The sequence below is a fragment of the Pseudomonas sp. 1912-s genome, assembly GCF_029269205.1.
Classification (GTDB): Bacteria; Pseudomonadota; Gammaproteobacteria; order Pseudomonadales; family Pseudomonadaceae; genus Aquipseudomonas.
On record NZ_JARIXR010000020.1, the window covers coordinates 78,172 to 96,629 of the forward strand.

At 60.6% G+C, this 18,458-nt stretch carries 17 protein-coding genes; 11 read left to right on the forward strand and 6 right to left on the reverse strand.

What is annotated here, in order from left to right:
- The first annotated feature begins 245 nt into the window (after positions 1 to 245).
- The 9 genes from P3C29_RS22640 to P3C29_RS22680 are packed head-to-tail and all read left to right on the forward strand — an operon-like array spanning position 246 to position 7,949.
- Positions 246 to 767 (forward strand): fimbrial protein, encoded by a 522-nt coding sequence (locus P3C29_RS22640; RefSeq protein WP_275965483.1) that lies wholly within the window; start codon positions 246 to 248, stop codon positions 765 to 767.
- Between the two features lie 51 nt (positions 768 to 818).
- The gene (locus P3C29_RS22645; RefSeq protein WP_275965484.1) at positions 819 to 1,379 is read left to right on the forward strand and encodes a fimbrial protein; all 561 of its coding nucleotides are present in this window, start codon (positions 819 to 821) and stop codon (positions 1,377 to 1,379) included.
- A gap of 19 nt (positions 1,380 to 1,398) precedes the next feature.
- Positions 1,399 to 4,011: an outer membrane usher protein gene (locus tag P3C29_RS22650; RefSeq protein WP_275965485.1), complete on the forward strand. Its 2,613-nt coding sequence runs from the start codon at positions 1,399 to 1,401 to the stop codon at positions 4,009 to 4,011.
- The gene (locus P3C29_RS22655) at positions 4,008 to 4,769 is read left to right on the forward strand and encodes a fimbria/pilus periplasmic chaperone (RefSeq protein ID WP_275965486.1); all 762 of its coding nucleotides are present in this window, start codon (positions 4,008 to 4,010) and stop codon (positions 4,767 to 4,769) included. The genes P3C29_RS22650 and P3C29_RS22655 overlap by 4 nt, the downstream gene beginning before the upstream one ends.
- 21 nt (positions 4,770 to 4,790) lie before the next feature.
- Positions 4,791 to 5,372 carry a fimbrial protein gene (locus tag P3C29_RS22660; protein ID WP_275965487.1) on the forward strand — a complete coding sequence of 194 codons (582 nt, stop codon included), beginning with the start codon at positions 4,791 to 4,793 and terminating at the stop codon, positions 5,370 to 5,372.
- 10 nt (positions 5,373 to 5,382) lie between these two features.
- Positions 5,383 to 5,880 (forward strand): fimbrial protein, encoded by a 498-nt coding sequence (locus P3C29_RS22665; protein ID WP_275965488.1) that lies wholly within the window; start codon positions 5,383 to 5,385, stop codon positions 5,878 to 5,880.
- 13 nt (positions 5,881 to 5,893) lie between these two features.
- Positions 5,894 to 6,373, forward strand: coding sequence for a fimbrial protein (locus P3C29_RS22670; protein WP_010170269.1), 480 nt, complete (start codon positions 5,894 to 5,896; stop codon positions 6,371 to 6,373).
- Positions 6,374 to 6,384: 11 nt separating this feature from the next.
- The gene (locus tag P3C29_RS22675; RefSeq protein ID WP_275965489.1) at positions 6,385 to 6,933 is read left to right on the forward strand and encodes a fimbrial protein; all 549 of its coding nucleotides are present in this window, start codon (positions 6,385 to 6,387) and stop codon (positions 6,931 to 6,933) included.
- 41 nt (positions 6,934 to 6,974) lie between these two features.
- Positions 6,975 to 7,949, forward strand: coding sequence for a fimbrial protein (locus P3C29_RS22680; protein ID WP_275965490.1), 975 nt, complete (start codon positions 6,975 to 6,977; stop codon positions 7,947 to 7,949).
- Between the two features lie 85 nt (positions 7,950 to 8,034).
- Here P3C29_RS22680 and P3C29_RS22685 read toward each other — a convergent pair whose 3' ends face one another.
- The gene (locus tag P3C29_RS22685; protein ID WP_275965491.1) at positions 8,035 to 11,145 is read right to left on the reverse strand and encodes a transglycosylase domain-containing protein; all 3,111 of its coding nucleotides are present in this window, start codon (positions 11,143 to 11,145) and stop codon (positions 8,035 to 8,037) included.
- Between the two features lie 167 nt (positions 11,146 to 11,312).
- A complete protein-coding gene (locus P3C29_RS22690; protein ID WP_275965492.1) occupies positions 11,313 to 11,771 on the reverse strand; it encodes a transposase in 459 nt (152 codons plus the stop codon).
- 618 nt (positions 11,772 to 12,389) lie between these two features.
- Here P3C29_RS22690 and P3C29_RS22695 point away from each other — a divergent pair.
- Positions 12,390 to 13,802: an amino acid permease gene (locus P3C29_RS22695; protein WP_275965493.1), complete on the forward strand. Its 1,413-nt coding sequence runs from the start codon at positions 12,390 to 12,392 to the stop codon at positions 13,800 to 13,802.
- Between the two features lie 45 nt (positions 13,803 to 13,847).
- Here P3C29_RS22695 and P3C29_RS22700 read toward each other — a convergent pair whose 3' ends face one another.
- The 3 genes from P3C29_RS22700 to P3C29_RS22710 all read right to left on the reverse strand — a co-directional run bounded on the left by P3C29_RS22700 (position 13,848) and on the right by P3C29_RS22710 (position 17,099).
- A complete protein-coding gene (locus P3C29_RS22700) occupies positions 13,848 to 14,972 on the reverse strand; it encodes an OpgC domain-containing protein (RefSeq protein ID WP_275965494.1) in 1,125 nt (374 codons plus the stop codon).
- Between the two features lie 142 nt (positions 14,973 to 15,114).
- A complete protein-coding gene (locus tag P3C29_RS22705) occupies positions 15,115 to 15,411 on the reverse strand; it encodes a cupin domain-containing protein (protein ID WP_201125273.1) in 297 nt (98 codons plus the stop codon).
- A 68-nt stretch (positions 15,412 to 15,479) separates the two neighbouring features.
- The gene (locus P3C29_RS22710) at positions 15,480 to 17,099 is read right to left on the reverse strand and encodes an FMN-binding glutamate synthase family protein (protein WP_169386217.1); all 1,620 of its coding nucleotides are present in this window, start codon (positions 17,097 to 17,099) and stop codon (positions 15,480 to 15,482) included.
- A gap of 192 nt (positions 17,100 to 17,291) precedes the next feature.
- Here P3C29_RS22710 and P3C29_RS22715 point away from each other — a divergent pair, with 192 nt between their 5' ends.
- Positions 17,292 to 17,732, forward strand: coding sequence for a hypothetical protein (locus tag P3C29_RS22715; RefSeq protein ID WP_275965495.1), 441 nt, complete (start codon positions 17,292 to 17,294; stop codon positions 17,730 to 17,732).
- Here P3C29_RS22715 and P3C29_RS22720 read toward each other — a convergent pair.
- Positions 17,680 to 18,444, reverse strand: coding sequence for a LuxR C-terminal-related transcriptional regulator (locus P3C29_RS22720; protein WP_275965496.1), 765 nt, complete (start codon positions 18,442 to 18,444; stop codon positions 17,680 to 17,682). The genes P3C29_RS22715 and P3C29_RS22720 overlap by 53 nt on opposite strands.
- Positions 18,445 to 18,458: the final 14 nt, after the last annotated feature.

Genomic DNA, 18,458 nt, shown 5'->3' on the forward strand with positions numbered 1-18,458 from the left:
CCATAATTTTCCTATGTGTCTTGGTATGACAAAGCTACACACGTCAGCGAATCGGACGGCTTTTTTATTAAATATCGCCATGGATAATTGCCCGGCGTCGAACGAGTGACAGAAATGCAATGCAAGTAGTTGGAAAAACCAATACTTCAAATGGCTTTCTGGAAAGCGTTAAACGCTTAACAAGTCCTGCGTGCAACTGCGACAGGATACCGTTGTGATATTTAATATTATGTGAGCGTCTGCAAATGAGTTCTAAAGTGAAAACTGCGCTGTTAACTCTCGGCCTGCTGGCAGGTTCGACCTCTGTTGCCAATGCTGCGGATGGAACGGTTACGTTTTTGGGGTCTGTGCACTCGGGTGCTTGCTCTATCAAACCTGAATCCGTAGATCAGAGCGTTCCCCTCGGTGCGATCGCAAAGCATCAGCTGGAATCTGGCGGCAAGTCGACAGCCCGGAGCTTTTACATTGAGCTTGAAGGCTGCGATCTGTCCAGCCTCACCGATAAGACGGTGACCACTGCCTTCACTGGCGCGCCGTCGAGCATTGTTCCTGGCGCGCTCGGCACTGTCGGTGACGCGGGCGGCATCGGCATCATGATGACCCACGGCGGCCGACCTGTCGTGCTGGGCACCCCTACGACCCCGCAAGTCATTTCCGAGGGTAGTAACACGCTGGAGTTCGGTGCCTTCGTACAAGGCCAGGCCACCGGCGCAATCGTTCCCGGTGTGTTCAGCGGGGTCACGAATTTCACCTTGGCTTATCAGTAAGTTTTTCCCCCGCCACTTCAGGTGGCGGGGGGAAGCTGGCGGGAGGTTCAGGTGAAAACATTCATAAGTCTCGCTATCGCCTCCTCATTGACGATGTTCATCAGCCCTTGGGTGTTCGCACAGACGGATGCGCAAGGCGATGGGGTCGTCACGCTGGGAGGCGTGATCATCGATTCAGCCTGCGGGCTGGAAGCGGCCACTGTCGATCAAACCATCGAGATGGATTCCGAACCCATCGGCCGGCTTTTACGAGACGGGGAGGGACAAAAAAAGCCCTTCCAGTTGCGTTTGGTGAACTGCTCGGTGACTCGTCCCGACCCCTCGCGACCCGGTGTAACGCTGCCGGATTGGGAACACTTGCGCGTGACATTCGACGGCCCTGCCGACAGGGGCGGGCGCTCCTTTGCTGCCTTTGGCGGCTCCCAAGGGGTTGCCTTCCATATTCAGGATGCGGCGGGTGAAGAGAGTGTTCCGGGAGTGCCGATGGCGCTGCATCCGGTGGTTGATGGCGACATGACGCTCAACTACACGGTGCACTTGGTGGGCAACGGAGTGCCGCTATTGGCGGGGGATCACACGGCCGCGGTGCGGTTCAAGTTGGAATACTTTTGAAGAGTGATGGGTTGCTTGCATGTGGAATGCCTCGAAAGTCATAAATACGCTTCGCCCGGGATTCTTTGGCGGGTTGATATCACTGGCAGGAACTGCAATGGGGGCCGGGGATATTGAGTTCAATACCGACGTGCTTGATCTGAGTGACCGCACCAATATTGACTTGTCTCGGTTTGCACGCAGCGGGTTTATCTTGCCCGGCAACTACGCGATGGTGGTGCAGTTAAATACCCAGCCAATGACTGAATACTCAGTGGCGTTCTATCCTCCTGATAATGATCCCAAGGGAAGTCAGGCCTGTTTATCCCCGGAACTTGTAGAGCAGTTGGGCCTGAAACAGTCCGGCGTGGCCAAACTGCGCTGGTGGAAAGACGGCCAGTGCCTGGACCCTGAAGGCCTGCCCGGTATGGAGGTCAGCGCCGATCTGGCCACCTCCACGCTGAGCATCAGCCTGCCTCAGGCCTATCTGGAATACAGCGCCATCAACTGGGACCCGCCTTCGCGTTGGGATGAAGGGGTACCCGGGCTGCTGGTTGACTACAACATGACGGCGCAGTCGAGCTACCGCCGGCACGACGGTACCCGCAATGACCTCACGGGTAACGGAACCGTCGGGGCCAATGCGGGTGCCTGGCGCCTGAGGGCGGATTGGCAGGGGCGTGTCGAGAAAGACCGGGAATCGTCGGCCCGGCGGCAAAAACTGGAATGGAGCCGTTACTACGCGTATCGCGCCCTTCCGGAGATGAAAGCGCGCCTGGTGGTGGGCGAGGACTACCTGTATTCGGACCTGTTCGACAGCTTTCGTTTTACCGGGGCCGGGCTCAAGTCGGATGAAAGCCAGCTGCCACCCAACTTGCGCGGTTACGCGCCGGAAGTGGTTGGCGTCGCCAAGACCAATGCCAAAGTCATCATCAGCCAGCAGGGCCGTGTGCTGTATGAAACGCTGGTGGCGGCAGGACCGTTTCGTATCCAGGACCTGAATGACGCCGTGTCCGGCAGGCTGGATGTGCGGGTGGAAGAGCAGGACGGTTCGGTACAGAAATTCCAGCTCGATACGGCCGGTGTTCCCTACCTGACGCGTCCCGGGCAGGTGCGTTACAAGCTGTCTGCCGGGCAGCCGTCCAACCTTCAATACCACGACGACGGTGCCTTCTTTGGTACCGGGGAGTTCTCCTGGGGCATCAGCAACGGCTGGTCGCTGTTGGGCGGTGCGATATTGGATAACAACTACCGTGCGCTGTCGGCCGGGGTGGGGCGTGATCTGCTGGCGTTCGGGGCCATCTCGGTGGACGTGACAGAGTCCCGCGCACACCTTTGGAACGAGACGCTCACGGGTAAATCCTACCGGCTTCAATATTCCAAGCACTTCGAACAGTACGACAGCCAGGTCACCTTCGCGGGTTACCGGTTCTCCGAAAAAAACTTCCTGAGCATGAGCCAATACCTGGATGCCAAGCATTACGGGATGAACGGCGAACTCGGCGGGCGGGGCGTGTATGACCAAAACGGTGAGCTTGTTGAACACTGGAGGCCGATTGGCGGCAACAAGGCCCTTTATACGGTCACGGTGAACAAGCAGTTCCGTGACCTGGGCGCCACCGTCTACGCCAGCTACAACAAACAAACGTACTGGAACCGGCCGCAGACCCAGCGCTGGAACCTGTCGGCGTCACGCTACTTCAATTTTGGCACCGTCAAAAACCTGAACATGTCGCTGAACGTCTACCGCACCCGGGAGTACCACCATAAGGATAACGGGATGTCGCTGACAGTCAGTTTGCCGTTCGGGCGCAGCGGCACACTCTCGATGGATGCCAGTAGAAACGGGGGCGATAACAGCTTTTCAACGCGCTTCAGCGACCGCATCGACGAGCGTAACAGCTACCAGCTGGGGGCCAGCGATAACTCCGCCAACGGTTACCTGAGTCATATCGGGGACCAGGCCGACATCGACCTGAGCGCGAGTACCCAACAAGGCAATAACCGAACCCTCAGTGCGTCTGTTCGCGGCGGCGGCACGCTCACGCCTTACGGCGGGGCGCTCCACCGTACAACCAGTGCCGGCGGAACCCGGTTGATGGTCGACACCGGGGGTGTGCCCGACGTGCCGATACGGGGTTATGGCACGCCGACCCGCAGTAACGCCTTCGGCAAGGCGGTCATTTCCGATATCAGCAGCTATCAGCGTACGGCGGCCAGCGTCGATCTGGAGCGCTTGCCGAACAACGTCGAAGCCACTCAATCCGTGACCCAACTGACCCTCACCGAAGGGGCGATTGGTTACCGGTCGCTGGAGGTGATTAGCGGTATGAAAGCCATGGCTGTTCTTCGCCTGCCGGATGGCAGTGCACCGCCCTTTGGCGCGACGGTGCAGAACATGAAACAGCAGGATACCGGCGTGGTGAATGACGGCGGGGATGTCTACCTGAGCGGCATTCAGGCCGGCGAGAAGATGATCGTCAGTTGGGGCGGCGCCGAACGGTGCCTCATCGAACTGCCTGTGATTTTACCGGCCGATGGCCTGACCGATGCCCTGCAACTGCGCTGCCAAATGGTAGCCGTGGATCAATCCTTGTCCGAGCCAGCAGCGCTGACCGGCGAGCGTAACGATATGGAGAACACACCCTCATGATGCTGAACATACGCCTCACCTGCCAGGCCTTCGCGCTGTTGGCCCTGGCCTTGAGCCAGGGCGCCAACGCCGCGGTTGCCCTGGACCGTACCCGAGTGATTTTTGATGGCGGCAAGGATGCCACCAGCGTGAACATCACCAATAACAACACCCAATTGCCGTATCTGGCCCAGGGCTGGATCGAGGATGAAGCGGGCAAAAAAATAACCTCGCCCTTGATCGTACTGCCGCCGGTTCAACGATTGGAGCCCGGCAAACAAAGCCAGGTGAAAGTTCAGGCGTTGCCGGCGGTCAAGTCGCTGCCCCAGGATCGGGAGACCGTCTTCTACTTCAACCTGAGGGAAATTCCGCCGCGCAGCGACAAGGCCAACACCCTGCAAATTGCCCTGCAAACCCGGATCAAGTTGTTTTACCGGCCCAAAGCCATTGCGCCCAGCCAGCAAGACCTGTCCACCCCCTGGCAGGAGAAGCTGACGCTTACCCGCCAAGGCGACCTGTATCAGGTGAACAACCCCACGCCCTACTACGTGACCCTGGTGGATGCACGCAGCAGCAAGGACGGCAACACCGTGGAAGGTTTCGAGCCGGTGATGGTCCCGCCCAGAGGTTCGCAAACTATGGGGCCAACGGCCAAGGCACTCGGCACAACCCCCTATCTGGCCTACGTGAATGATTACGGCGGACGCCCGCTGCTGGCGTTCACCTGCAGTGGCGAAACGTGCAACGTGAACGTGCAAGCCTCGCAGCCTATTCAGTAGTGCCTGCTGCCGGAGAAAGTCATGAAGTTAGACAACGTGAAGGTCTTGGGCTGTCTGTTACTGGCCTTGATGGCGAGCGCCCACGCCCTGGATGAAGAAGATATCGAGGGCATGGTGGGCCGGCTGAATATCCGCGGGGCCATGCATGAAATGCCGTGCAGCCTGGAGATTACGTCCGTCCATCAAACGATCGACCTGGGCGCCATCTCTGCCGGCCAGTTGCAACGGCCGGGGGATCAGGCGACCGCCAAGGCGTTTCAGCTGCGTTTCAAGGATTGCCAGCGCACCGCCGGCAAAATCGCCAGTGAGCGTACGGGGAACCTGACATGGAGTGCCCACCAACCCGTGCTGTCGGTGGCGTTCAACGCGCCTGCCGATGCCGATGACCCGCGGCTGGTCAAGGTGCAAGGCATCACCGGGATGGGCCTGCGTTTGACCGATGTCGAGGGCCGGGATGTACAGCTGGGCTCAAGGGGCGAGCCGCTGTTTTTGCCTCTGGGCGACAGCACTCAAACCTGGAATGTGCAGCCCACGCGCACCTCCGCGCCATTGACCAGCGGGGCATTTCGGGCTGTGGTGGATTTCAGGCTCAACTATGAGTAAGGGCAGAGCGATGGCTAAGTTAACCGGCTCGCGAGCCATGTTTATCGGTGGGTGCCTGTTGTGGGCGGTCAGCCAGAGTGGGCAGGCGGCAACCAACCTGACCATCCGCGCGGTCATCATTGCGCCGCCGCCGTGTGTGATTAACGGCGGCAGCACGCTCAATGTGCCGTTCGGCAATGACCTGCATACGACGCGCATTGATGGCGTCACGTATCGCCGGGATGTGCCGTATACCGTCAGTTGCACGCCCCCCGTCTACAGCAATGCGATGACCCTGGAGCTCAAGGGCATTGGCGCGGCGTTTGATAGCAACGTGCTCTTGACCCGCAAGACGGACCTTGGGGTCAAGCTGTTCGTCAACGGTGCTGACTGGCCGCTGAATACGGCGGTGAGATTTACCCATCCCAACTTTCCCGTCGTGCAGGCAGTGCCGGTCAAACGGGCGGGCAGCACGCTGACCGGCGGGGCCTTTGATGCCACCGCCACCCTCGTGATCGAGTACCAATAATGAGGAACGATCAATGACTTTTTGGTCGCAGCGAGCGTTGCTCGCCTTGTGTTCCATCGGCCTTTGCAGTGGTGCGTCGGCCAACGTGACGTTCACTGGAACGCTGAACGAACCCCCGCCCTGCACGATTGATTCTGGAAGCACGATTGAAGTGGATTTTGGCGATGTCGGCACAAAGCGTGTCGACGGCGTGAAATACCGCAGGACGGTCGGCTACACCATCCGATGCGGCCCCTCCACGCTGCCGTGGTTGCTGAGGTTGAGCATCAACGGCACCGCCACGACGTTTGACAACTCGGCGGTGCAGACCAGTGTGCCCGAGCTGGGTATTCGGCTGTTTCAAAACAACCTGCCGTTTCGACTCAATACGCCGCTGGACATCACCTTGTCGTCACCGCCGACATTGGAAGTGGTACCCGTCAAGCAGCCGGGTTCTGTTCTGGCCCCCGCCCGGTTTACGGCGGTGGCCACGTTGTTGGCCGAATACCAGTAGGAGTCGAGTCTATGCGACATGAAAGGGTTCATAAGGGCTGGTCATGTGCCGGGTTGGCAATACTGCTGACCTTCGGCCTGACCTCCACTGGGCATGCGGTGGATAACCTGAGGTTCAAGGGCAACCTGGTCGAGCAGGCTTGCACGATCCGGCCGGGAGACGAGGCCATCACGCTGGAACTCTGGGACGTTGCCAGCAAGCACCTCTATATCAACACGCGCACGGTCGGCAAAGGTTTCAGGCTGCACCTGGACGACTGTGACACCACCATCAGCGAGTCGGTCAGCATCACCTTCGGCGGTGTGGAAAACCGTGAATTGCCCGGGTTGTTTGCGCTGGATGGTGGAAGCGGCGCCTCAGGTATCGGGCTCGGTATAGAAACGCTGAGCAATAAGCTACTGCCCGTGAATACCGTCAGCGACGAACAGCGGTTGAGCAATGGCAACAACGTCATTGAGCTCAAAGCCTTTGTGCAGGGTGAGCCGAACGCCATCAGGGATCAGACCATTGGGCATGGTGCCTACAGGGTCAGCTCTATTTTTACGCTGGATTATCCGTAGTCGTGAACATCAGTTCGCAGGCGGAGCAACGAGAGAACAACATGAAACGACTCTATGGAGCCATTGTGCTCCTCTCCCTGATGAGTGTTACCACAACCGCGGCAGCCGTGAGTTGCCGTGTGAATGGCGGAGGATGGGTAACGGTAGGCAACGGCGGGGTTATCAATCTGCAGGTTCCCGTCACCGTCGTGCTGCAGACCGGTCCGGACCGAATCTCCCTTGAAGGGGCGAGGCTCGAATGCCGATACACCATCGGCCCTCAGACACCGTCTCGAGGAGAGGACTACTGGACAACCGGAAACGGCGCACCCTGGACGCCCGGCCCCAAATTTGCTCGCGAAGGCACAGGGTTACGAATAAACGGCGTGTTCCGAAACACCCCTGTTCCTATTGGCATCCGAACGAACACCATGCCTGACAACGCGGTGACTTACCCGATCGATATAACGCCCTATATTTTGACGCGTAACAGTCCGGTGACGCCTATTGATATTCGAATAGGGGACAATCTCGGAACGTTACGTATTCACCAGACAAACAATTCAATACCCATTGAGGTTGGGTCGCCGCTCACGCTCACTTACACCGCGGCCAACAACTTCACCGTCTCCCCCTCAACCTGCACGATCAACAACAACAACCCAATCGTGATCGACTTCAACGATGTGCACCAACGGGCAATCGGCACCGACCCGCTGACATCGACCGTCCGCACTAACCGCCGTTTGAACTACTCATGCCCGGGCCCGGGGAGCATCACCAGCCCGATCACCATCACCTACCAAGGCACCCCGTCCTCGTTCAACACCAACCTGCTGACGATGAGCAATCCGGATGTGGGGACCGCCCTTGTCCGTGGGGGGAGTGCGGTTAGGGTAAACGGTTCGTTCCTGAGCCAGATTACCAACAACGCGGGGGGCGACGATGTGACGTTTGCGCTGGTCAAGCGAGCGGGGACCCTGCCTGCCGCCGGGCCCATAAACGGGAGCGGCGTGCTGGTAATGGGCGTGCCCTGACAAGGCCCGCTCGACCTATGACGGTGGTGTTTAGAGGCTTGTGGTGGCCCCTGCCTGCCGATTGCTCATGCCAACCGCCTCCCTTTCAGCGCGCGGCGGTGGTGGTCGGAGTCTGGCACAGGGTGTTGTTTCCCGGCTGCAAATAGGGCGTGAGAATCGGCGCCATGCCCTTGAGTACCTGCACCGGCAACGCTGAGGTGAACTTGAAACCCTGGGCCGAGGCGCCGGGCACAAACGCGGTCAGCGCGCCGAAATGGTGGTCGCCGATATAGAACACAAACGTTGCCGTGCGGTTGATCGCCTTGGAGCTGAGGATCCGCCCGCCGGCACCGATGGCTTCGATCCGGTTGTCGCCGGTGCCGGTCTTGCCGCCCATGGCCAGCGGTGTGCCGTCGGCCAGGTTGAAACTGCCGGACACGCGGCGTGCGGTACCGGCGTCCACCACTTGCGACAAGGCCCCGCGCAGGGCGGTGGCGACCTCCGATGGCATGACCCGCTTGCCGCGATTGGGGTCGTTGATCAGGCGGGTTTCATAGGGCGTGTCGGCGGCAAAGCGCAGGCTGTCGATGCGCAGCGTGGGTTGGCGCACGCCGTCGTTGAGGATGATCCCCACCAGTTCCGCGAGGGCGGCCGGGCGGTCGCCGGAACTGCCGATGGCGGTGGCCAGCGACGGCACCAGGTGGTCGAACGGGTAGCCGACTTTTTGCCAGCGCTGGTGAATATCGAGGAAGGCTTCGATCTCCAGCATGGTGCGGATACGGCTGTCGCGGGCGCTCTTGTGGCGGCTTTTGAACAGCCAGCTGTAAACCTCCTGACGCTCGTGTTCACTGGCGGCGGTGGCCTGGGTGAAGGTGGCGTCGGGGTTGTTCAGCAGGTAGCCCATCAGCCACAAATCCAGCGGGTGGACCTTGGCGATATAGCCTTGGTCGGGCAGGTCGTAGGCGCCCGGGCCGTAGTTCTGGTAGAGCTTGTCGAGGCGCTCGTCGGTGAGTTTTTCGGTGCTTTTAACGCTGCTCAGGTGTGAGCGGATAAAGCTGTTGAAGCTCGCCTGGCTGGCGTTGGGGAGCAGGTAGCGGTGCACGGCGGCCAGGCGTATGGCGGTGGGGTGCATGCTGTCGAGGAAGGTGTCGAGGCGGGCCTGGGTGTTCTTGTTGCGGTACTTTTTCCAGAACTTCAGCAGGAACGTGGTGCCTTCGCGGTCGGCGAACTGGGCCAGGTATTCCTGGCGGCGCGGGTCGTTGTCGTCCTTGAGCAATTCGGCGCTGTTGTTCGGGCCCTGGTAGGTGCTGTAGCGCACCAGGTCGCGCATCAGGCGAATGAACGGCAGGTTGATGGACTCGCGCAACGCTTCGATCAACGTCGGGTTACGGCCGTTGTCCTGGCTGCGAAAGTTGTGGAAGTGATGCAGGCCGCCGCCGGTGAAAAAACCTTCGCTGGTGTTGGCCGAGTATTGGCGATTGAGGGCCGCGTCGAGCATGGCCGGCAGGCTGCGGTCGCTGTTCTGGGTCAGGTAGTCGAGGGCCCAGCGGGTGATGCGGTCCTGGTCGTCCACCTTGACTGTGCGCAGCTCGGCAGCCGGCATCGCGCCGTATTTGTCGTGCAGTTCACTGACGATTTGCAGGTAGGTGGTCATCACCCGCAGCTTGGCGGTGGAGCCCAGTTCCAGCTTGCTGCCCTCGTTGATGTCGAAGGGCTGGTCGGTGCTGTCGGTCTGCACCCGCACCCGCGCGCCGTCGGGTGTCATCTCGTAGAGGTTGAAGCTGTAGCGCACCTGGGCGGTGCTGGCGGGCGTCAGCAAGGTCGGGCCGATCAGGCCGATCTGCGTGGCAAAGGCCGGGTCGGCGAGGTGCTTGAGGTAAGCGCTGGCCTGGCGTTGCAGGTCGGCTTGCAAGGTGCTGGTGGCGGCGAGGTCGAGGCGGTCAAGGTCGTACAGCGGCTGGTTGAGCAGCGCGGCCAGGCGCGTACGGGCGACGGTGATGCCCTTGTTGCTTTCGATCGGCTGGATCGTTGGCTGCTGCTGCCAGTCGCGGTAGGTGACGTTGCTGGCGAGGGCAGCCTTGGCCAGCGCCGGGTCGATCACGTTGTTTTGCGCAAGCAGGCGGATGTGGCTGTCGGTGAGGTCGGCCAGTTCCTTGTGGCCCTTGGACAAATAATGAGACGGGCGGCGCTGGGCGATCATCAGCGACAACACCTCGCGCAGGGCCAGGCCTTTTTGTGGCAGCTGTTTGGGGTCGGTGCTGTTGAGCAATGCATTGGTCTGGTTGAAGTCGGCGCCGTACCACACGCGCAGACCTTCGGCCATGCCGTGCACTTCACCGTGGCCGGGTACTGCCGACAGGGGCACGCTGTTGAGGTAATCGCGCACGATGTCCTGGCGCGCGGCGAGGGTTTGCGGGCCGTCCTGGTAAGCCCGCACGCTGGCGGAAATCATCTGGCGGATTTTCTCGCCGCCGGACAGGGTCAGGCCGTCGGGCGAGTGGCGGTATTTCTCCAATTGAGTGGCCAGGGTACTGCCGCCCGCCGTCTGGCCGGGCAGGTGCAAGAGCTTCGCCACCTGTGACCAGGCGGCCTTGGCAAAGCGTGGCCAATCCACGGCGGGGTTGAGTTGGGGATTTTTCGGGTCCAGCAGGTCGCGGTCTTCGATAAACAGCAGGCTGCTGACCACCACCGGCGGAATCGCCGCGAAGCGTGGGTAGAACTGCTGTGGATAGGTGAACTGATACAGCGGTGCGGCGCGGCAATCGGTGATGGTCAGGCCGGCCTGGATTTTTTCCGGGTAGGGCACAAACAGGCCGCGCTGGGCGTAGGCCATCAGATCAGGGGAGAAGCGTGCTTGTGCCTGGATCAGGTAGTCCCGCTTGATCAGACGCGGCAGGAACTCGCCCAGGGCACTGTAGCCCAGGCGCTTGTCGAACGGCCCGGCCCCGGGATAAACCCGCGCATCACTGGGGCCTGCATGCATTTGGTAGGTGAGGGTTGAGGCGAGGTCGGTGAAGGTTTTGGCCTGCAGCCGTGAGGTGTGCATTTCCCGCAGGGCGGCAAAGCCCAGGGCGACCAGCGCAATCAGCAGCACCAGCCAGACCAGCCGCCACCACAATCGCCGGCGGGGAGGAGGGCTTTGTGGCAACGGCTGTTCATCCGGGCTATCGGTGGATACCGCAGCCTTGGTCGAAGCGTTTTGCCATAAAGCGCCCATAGTCGATTGATCCATTTACGTAGATTGATCGGACTTGGTTGAAGCTTAGACGGTGGTGGGCGAGTGGGGGGGATTTGTGAATATTCGCTTCCTGAGACGAAATGGTTCGTTCTGTGGGGAAGGGGCTTTTTGTGGTGAGGGGACAAACCCCCTTGCCACAGGAAAAATCAGAGCCAGGCAGCATCCCACAGCGGGTAGTCACCAATGTTCTCGACCAGACCCGCACGCAACGGGTTGGCGATGATATAGCGGGCAATTTTGCGAAGGTCTTCATCGGTACGCACTGCTCGGTCATGGTAGCCGAGTTGCCAGAATCGCTCTTTGCTTCCGCGTGCGCGATTAATGGTGAGGGTGCTCCGGGATTTGGTCCGTCCCACGGCGTGCGACAACTTTGTATCCTGCAGCTCAAACAACCAATGAAAGTGATCTGGCATGACAACCCATGCCAGAGAGTCAACCATGCCCAATTCATGGGTCTTCCTGAATTCTGCTACCAGTAGTCTTCCCAAGTGGAAGTCGTTGAACAGGGGCTGTCGATTGTGAACTACGGCGGTGATCAGGTAAGGGCGGCCTGATTCTGAATATCGACCACGGCGTAATAGACGAGAGTTGGGCTGGGGAAGCATTCCGTTGCTCCTTGGGGGAAGTAGTCAATTGACGCTAGCAGTTGCTGTGGAGTGCTCCCTTGCAGTTCAGTGTCAGCGTGTTTCGCGTAGGTACCTTTTTGTCGCAAGGGGGCTTGTCTGTGGCGAGGGGGCTTGTCCCCCGTTGGGTTGCGAAGCAGCCCCAAAACCTGCCATGAGGATCTGCCTGAAGAAATGCGGTGTCTTTACTGGGGCTGCTTCGCAGCCCAACGGGGGACAAGCCCCCTCGCCACAGGTCATGCGTATGACCCACAACTGTCGCCCTAGAGCCTCCCCCCACCGGTAAATCCGCCAAAGGTAGGGGCATGACGCTGCACCATTACCGTGCAATACTCGCCGCCGTTTGTTGGCGATGATTCCTACGCGGAACAGGTAATGCTCCTCCGCCAAAGGGGGCTTTACCGCGAGTTCCCGCTGAATCTTGTCGTTTATAGAGTGAAAACCCCTGGGTTTAGCTTTTTATACTGCACCCCCGCTGATCTGGCCCGGCCAGACGGTCTTGCCCAAAAGGCAGGCCCGCTATCAGGGCGCCCCGGCCACCCGCCGCGACGCCCCGGACTCGGTGGCTCATATCCAATAACAAGACGAGGTTGTATCCCTATGCCAGCTGGCAATCACCTGCCCCATGGCGAGACCGCTCAGGGCGGTCCGCTGAAACGCGAACTCGGCGAACGGCATATTCGCTTGATGGCCCTCGGCGCCTGTATCGGTGTCGGTCTGTTCCTGGGCTCGGCCAAGGCCATTGAAATGGCCGGCCCGGCAATCATGCTGTCCTACATCATCGGCGGCCTGGCGATCCTGGTGATCATGCGCGCCCTCGGCGAGATGGCCGTGCACAACCCGGTCGCCGGTTCGTTCAGCCGTTATGCACAAGACTATCTCGGCCCGCTGGCGGGCTTTCTCACCGGCTGGAACTACTGGTTCCTGTGGCTGGTGACCTGCGTCGCGGAAATCACCGCAGTCGCCGTGTACATGGGCGTGTGGTTCCCCGATGTGCCCCGCTGGATCTGGGCCCTTGGCGCACTGGTCAGCATGGGCACCATCAACCTGATCGCGGTCAAGGCGTTCGGTGAGTTCGAGTTCTGGTTCGCGCTGATCAAGATCGTCACCATCATTGCCATGGTGATCGGCGGCGTCGGCATCATCGCGTTCGGTTTCGGCAACGACGGCGTGGCGCTGGGGATTTCCAACCTGTGGGCCCACGGCGGCTTCCTGCCCAACGGCGTGACGGGCGTGTTGATGTCCCTGCAAATGGTGATGTTCGCCTACCTGGGCGTCGAGATGATCGGCCTGACCGCCGGTGAAGCGAAGAACCCGCAGAAGACCATCCCGAGTGCTATCAGCTCGGTGTTCTGGCGCATCCTGCTGTTCTACGTCGGTGCGTTGTTCGTGATCCTGTCGATTTACCCGTGGAACGAAATCGGCACCCAGGGCAGCCCGTTCGTGATGACCTTCGAGCGTCTAGGCATCAAGACCGCCGCCGGCATCATTAACTTCGTGGTGATCACTGCGGCGTTGTCGTCATGCAACGGCGGCATCTTCAGCACCGGGCGCATGCTCTACAGCCTGGCGCAGAACGGCCAGGCCCCGGCCACGTTCGGCACCACGTCGAGCAACGGTGTACCCCGCAAGGCGCTGCTGCTGTCGATCTTCGTGTTGTTGCTGGGCGTGCTGCTCAACTACATGGTCCCGGAAAAAGTCTTTGTGTGGGTGACCTCCATCGCCACCTTCGGCGCGATCTGGACCTGGCTGATGATCCTGCTGGCCCAGCTCAAATTCCGTAAGAGCCTGAGCCCGGCCGAGCAAAAAGCCCTCAAGTACCGCATGTGGCTGTACCCGGTCAGTTCCTACCTGGCGCTGGCGTTCCTGCTGCTGGTGGTGGGCCTGATGGCGTACTTCCCGGATACCCGCGTGGCGCTGTATGTCGGCCCGGCGTTCCTGGTGCTGCTGACCGTGTTGTTCTACGTGTTCAAGTTGCAGCCGACCCAGGCTGCGGCGCGCACCGCGAGCTGATTTTTCGGTGCTCAACAAAAAGCCCCTTTCGGGGCTTTTTGTTTTTCAGGCGGTAGCGACGCGTGTCGGTTGCGTGAGCCGCTTGTTCAAGTCCAGCCAGGCCCCCAGCAGCGCCATCAGCCCGGCGCCCACCATCGCGGTGAAGATTTGCATGGCGAAGGCATCGCCGGTGATCGCATTGATCATGTCCGCCAGCGGCGCCAGCAGCACCCCCAGGCAGAACACTTCGAGGGAGTAACGCCCCATGCGGCAGGTTTGCTGTGCCAGCCAGTTTTGCGTCCAGCCATGGCCGGGCAGCAGCTTGGCGGTGACATAGGCCAGCGCCAGGAAGTGCAGCAAACGCACGGGCGACAGGTCGGTCTTGCTGATGGGGTACAGCAGGTCACTGAGCACCGACGGCATCAGCGCGTCGTGGATCTCCGGCCAGCGCCACGAGATCGTGAGCACCCCCGCCACCACGGCGTACACCGCCGCAGCCACGAACAACGGCTGACGCAGCAGCCTGCGGGTTTCTGCCGGGCGTGGCTGCTGTGCATGAATCGCCGCCGCACCGCCCAGCACAAACAGCAACTGCCAGGTCACCGGGTTGAAGTACCACACACCGTCGGCGATCGCCGCCAGGTTCCAGCCCAGGTGCGGTGCCAACAGGTACACCGCCAGCGAAACCGCCACCACCGCCCAGGTCTTGCGCAGCAGCAACGGCAGCACCAGCGGCAGGCAACCCAGCAGCACGATATACAGCGGCAGCGGGTCCATCAGGTTGGGCTTGAAGCGCAACAGCAGCTCATCCACCAACGCTTGCTGGGGGTGGGTGACGAAATGCGTCAGGCCCATCTCTTCGACCAGGTCGCGGGTTTCCACATGGCTGTTGGCGAAGAACACGATGCCCATCAGCATCGCCAGCAGAAAGATATGCACCACATACAGCACCCAGGTGCGCCGCCAAATCTTCACGCAGGCGATCAAATAGCCGTCGCGCTGCAGGATCTTGCCGTAGGCCAGCACCGCCGCATAACCGGCCAGGAACACAAAGACTTCCGCTGCATCACTGAAACCGAAGTTGCGCAGGGTGATCTGGCCCAGAGGGTTGTGGGGTACGTGATCCCAGAAAATGAAGATCAACGCCAGGCCCCGAAAAAAATCGATGCGCGGGTCGCGTCCGTTCAGCATGGCAGCGGGCTCTTGAACAAGGGGTTTAGTAATGACAAGCAGGCGACGGCTTTAGTCGTGCCGTACGTCGGGCGGGCGCAGGTTGGCGGTATTTGTAAGCAATTGCAAAGCTCAGTTTTTACTGAATGTCTCATCGCGGCGTTTAAACATCGATGATCACCAGCGTGCCGTGGCTGCCGGCAAGTACGGCGTGGGCGATGCCGGCTTCCACCAGGTACATCTGGCCGGCGCCGACGTCGACGGCCTGCTCGCCGATCGACAGGCGCAAATGGCCGTCGATCACCAGGAGGCCTTCGTTGTAGTCGTGGGTTTCTTCTGCGTAGGCCTGCGCATCCATGCGCAGCACCTTGATCCGCGCCGGGCCGACCTGGCCCAGGCGGGTGGATTTCCAGGTGGCTGGCAGTTGTGCGGCGAGGGCGGTGAAGTCCAGTAACGGCATGGTGAAGCTCCTTGTTTCAACGATGCCGTTCGGTGGTCCGGTTCAGCGGGATTTTCAGTGTAGGCGACTCAGGCCGCCGCGATTTCATTCGGCTCAAAACTGTCCGCCCGAGCCATCTGCCACATGCGCGAATAAAACTCGCCATTCACTTCGCCGGTCAGCAGTTCCCCAGGCTTGAGGAACACATGCAGCTGCGAGAACAGCTTGATCTCGGTGGCCGACATGCGCCGCACCAGGTGCTTGGCCGACAGTTGCGACGGATGATCGAGGCCGGCGGCGGCGAGCATTTCGGCCAGGGCCTTCAGGGTGTTGCGGTGGAAGTTGAACACCCGCTGGGCCTTGTCCGGCACCACCAGGGCGCGTTGGCGCAACGGGTCCTGGGTGGCCACGCCGGTGGGGCATTTGTTGGTGTGGCAGCTTTGCGACTGGATGCAGCCGATGGCAAACATGAAACCCCGCGCCGAGTTGGCCCAGTCGGCGCCGATGGCCAGGACGCTGGCGATGTCGAACGCGCTGACGATCTTGCCGCTGGCGCCCAGCTTGATCTTGTCCCGCAGGTTCAGGCCCACCAGGGTGTTGTGCACAAACAGCAGGCCTTCGCGCAGCGGCACGCCGATGTGGTCGGTGAACTCCACGGGCGCGGCGCCGGTGCCGCCTTCCTTGCCGTCCACCACGATAAAGTCCGGGAGGATGCCGGTTTCGAGCATGGCCTTGGCGATGCCCATGAATTCCCACGGGTGGCCCAGGCAGAACTTGAAACCCACCGGCTTGCCGCCCGACAGTTCACGCAACTGGGCGATGAACTGCATCATCTCGATCGGGGTGGAAAACGCACTGTGCCGCGACGGCGAGATGCAGTCTTCGCCCATCATGATGCCGCGGGTATCAGCGATTTCCTGGGTGACTTTGTGCTTGGGCAGGATCCCGCCGTGGCCCGGCTTGGCGCCCTGGCTCATCTTGATTTCGATCATCCGCACCTGCGGGTTCTGCGCCTGCACGGCGAAGCGTTCCGGGTCGAAACGGCCGTCGCTGGTGCGGCAGCCGAAATAGCCGCTGCCCAGTTCCCAGGTCAGGTCGCCGCCGTTTTCCCGGTGGTAGGGGCTGATGCTGCCTTCGCCGGTGTCGTGGGCAAAGTTGCCGAGCTTGGCCCCCTGGTTGAGGGCGCGAATCGCGTTGGCGCTCAACGAGCCGAAGCTCATGGCCGAGATGTTGAACACCGAGGCCGAGTACGGCTGCTTGCACTGCGGGCCGCCGACGATCACGCGAAAGGCGCTGGGGTCGCTCAACGGTGCGGGGCGCATGGAGTGGCCGATAAACTCGAAGCCCGACTGGTACACATCGATCAGCGTGCCGAACGGTTTGTCGGCGCTTTCATTCTTGGCGCGGGAGTAGACCAGCGAGCGCTGGGCCCGGGAGAATGGCAGGGCGTCGCTGTCGGATTCCAGCAGGTATTGGCGGATTTCCGGGCGGATGCCTTCCACCAGGTAACGGATATTGCCCAGGATCGGGTAGTTGCGGCGCACCGCGTGGGGGCTTTGCATCAGGTCGAAAATGCCGATCAGGCTGAGAATGCCGGTGACCACGGCGATCGGCCACAGCCATTCGTGTTCGATAAACGGCATGCTGGCGAGGGTGAAAATGACGCAGACGGCAAAGAACGCGTAACGGCTTAGTAACGACAGGCTCATACGGTTTTTCCTCAGGTTCAACTCTACAGGTCGATCCGCCATTCTGCGCCAGTACTCAAAGCCCGGACAAGGATTGACCGCTCTGGTGCGCGTTTTACAGGCCTTGGTTCCGGAACCGTTCCTTGGGAAATTGCCACTACGGGCTTGGGGCGCGAACCCCGTACGTCAACTTTGTCCTTGGGTGAATTACTTATGAGAATCAGTGCTTCAGTTGCTCCCGATCGCTATCCGTCGCCGTTTGCGCCGTCGGGAAAACCCGACGATAGCCCGAAGAACATGACGCAGAACATCGCCGGTGCCGTCGGCAACAAAACATGGATGTTCCCCGGCCTCAGCAACATGGCCCTGGGTGTAGAAAAGTCGGATGGCAGCGCCGCCGGCATGATGGCCGGTGCAAAAACCGGGCTGGAGAAAACCCTGAACGACGGCCTGGAAACGTCGATCCGTGGCGCCGCACAGGGGAACCTGATGTCAATCTTCAGAGGCTATGCCGAGGCCGTCGCCAAAAATGAAGCCACACCGGCGTTCGTCAAGGAAGTCGTGCTCAAACTCCTCGACTGGTTGAGTTCCTGGGGCCGATCTAGCTCGTCTGAGCCTGCAGGAAAATCGAGAACAGCTCCGACTGGGATTTGATGCCCAGCTTGCTGTACATGTGCTTTTTGTGGACCTTCACGGTTTCCACCGAGATTTCCAGCTTGCGTGCAATTTCCTTGCTGGAACAGCCACTGAGCATCAAGCGCCCCACATCCAGCTCGCGTGCGGTTAACTGTGCACCCCAGTCATCGTTCTGGATCGGCGCCTGCGGCGCGCTCACCTGGTTGAGTTCATGGGGCAGGCGCTGGCGCAGCAGGCTCAAGACCCAGGGTTGGATCAGCGACAGCAGGGCAATCTGCTGTGGGGCGAAACGCTGTTTGGAACCCAGGGACAGGCATAAGGTTCGCCCGTCCGGTTGCTGGCAATTGAACTGGATTTCATCGGCCACCACGTTCAGCCGGAAGTAGCGCTGGTAGTACTCGGTCAGCTCGAAATGCTCCGGTGCCACTTCGGCCAGGCGAAACAGTCCGGTGCGCGAGTGTTCGCGGCTGGCGATGTAGAAGGGGTCGAGCAGGTACAGGCCGTTGAGGTAGTCCTGGAACAGATGGTCCGGCTCGCCGTCCTGGCCGGGGCATTCGGCGAACACCAACGGCTTGTGCTCGCTGCTGAACAGCAACACCACCCAACTGTCGAACGGCACGTACTGGTCCAGCAACCGGACCAGTTGCGTCCAGAAATTGGGCTGGTCCAGGGCGTCTATCATTTGCCCCACCGAACGGTGCCAGGCGATGTCTTCCAGCGACAATGTCATGCATCTACCCCCAT

What these genes read in the sequence shown, in the direction of transcription:
- P3C29_RS22640 (WP_275965483.1), top strand. Translation starts at nt 246, where the DNA reads ATGAGTTCTAAAGTGAAAACTGCGCTGTTAACTCTCGGCCTGCTGGCA.
- P3C29_RS22650 (WP_275965485.1), top strand. Translation starts at nt 1,399, where the DNA reads ATGTGGAATGCCTCGAAAGTCATAAATACGCTTCGCCCGGGATTCTTT.
- P3C29_RS22655 (WP_275965486.1), top strand. Translation starts at nt 4,008, where the DNA reads ATGATGCTGAACATACGCCTCACCTGCCAGGCCTTCGCGCTGTTGGCC.
- P3C29_RS22660 (WP_275965487.1), top strand. Translation starts at nt 4,791, where the DNA reads ATGAAGTTAGACAACGTGAAGGTCTTGGGCTGTCTGTTACTGGCCTTG.
- P3C29_RS22665 (WP_275965488.1), top strand. Translation starts at nt 5,383, where the DNA reads ATGGCTAAGTTAACCGGCTCGCGAGCCATGTTTATCGGTGGGTGCCTG.
- P3C29_RS22670 (WP_010170269.1), top strand. Translation starts at nt 5,894, where the DNA reads ATGACTTTTTGGTCGCAGCGAGCGTTGCTCGCCTTGTGTTCCATCGGC.
- P3C29_RS22675 (WP_275965489.1), top strand. Translation starts at nt 6,385, where the DNA reads ATGCGACATGAAAGGGTTCATAAGGGCTGGTCATGTGCCGGGTTGGCA.
- P3C29_RS22680 (WP_275965490.1), top strand. Translation starts at nt 6,975, where the DNA reads ATGAAACGACTCTATGGAGCCATTGTGCTCCTCTCCCTGATGAGTGTT.
- P3C29_RS22685 (WP_275965491.1), bottom strand. Translation starts at nt 11,145, where the DNA reads ATGGGCGCTTTATGGCAAAACGCTTCGACCAAGGCTGCGGTATCCACC.
- P3C29_RS22690 (WP_275965492.1), bottom strand. Translation starts at nt 11,771, where the DNA reads ATGCTTCCCCAGCCCAACTCTCGTCTATTACGCCGTGGTCGATATTCA.
- P3C29_RS22695 (WP_275965493.1), top strand. Translation starts at nt 12,390, where the DNA reads ATGCCAGCTGGCAATCACCTGCCCCATGGCGAGACCGCTCAGGGCGGT.
- P3C29_RS22700 (WP_275965494.1), bottom strand. Translation starts at nt 14,972, where the DNA reads ATGCTGAACGGACGCGACCCGCGCATCGATTTTTTTCGGGGCCTGGCG.
- P3C29_RS22705 (WP_201125273.1), bottom strand. Translation starts at nt 15,411, where the DNA reads ATGCCGTTACTGGACTTCACCGCCCTCGCCGCACAACTGCCAGCCACC.
- P3C29_RS22710 (WP_169386217.1), bottom strand. Translation starts at nt 17,099, where the DNA reads ATGAGCCTGTCGTTACTAAGCCGTTACGCGTTCTTTGCCGTCTGCGTC.
- P3C29_RS22715 (WP_275965495.1), top strand. Translation starts at nt 17,292, where the DNA reads ATGAGAATCAGTGCTTCAGTTGCTCCCGATCGCTATCCGTCGCCGTTT.
- P3C29_RS22720 (WP_275965496.1), bottom strand. Translation starts at nt 18,444, where the DNA reads ATGACATTGTCGCTGGAAGACATCGCCTGGCACCGTTCGGTGGGGCAA.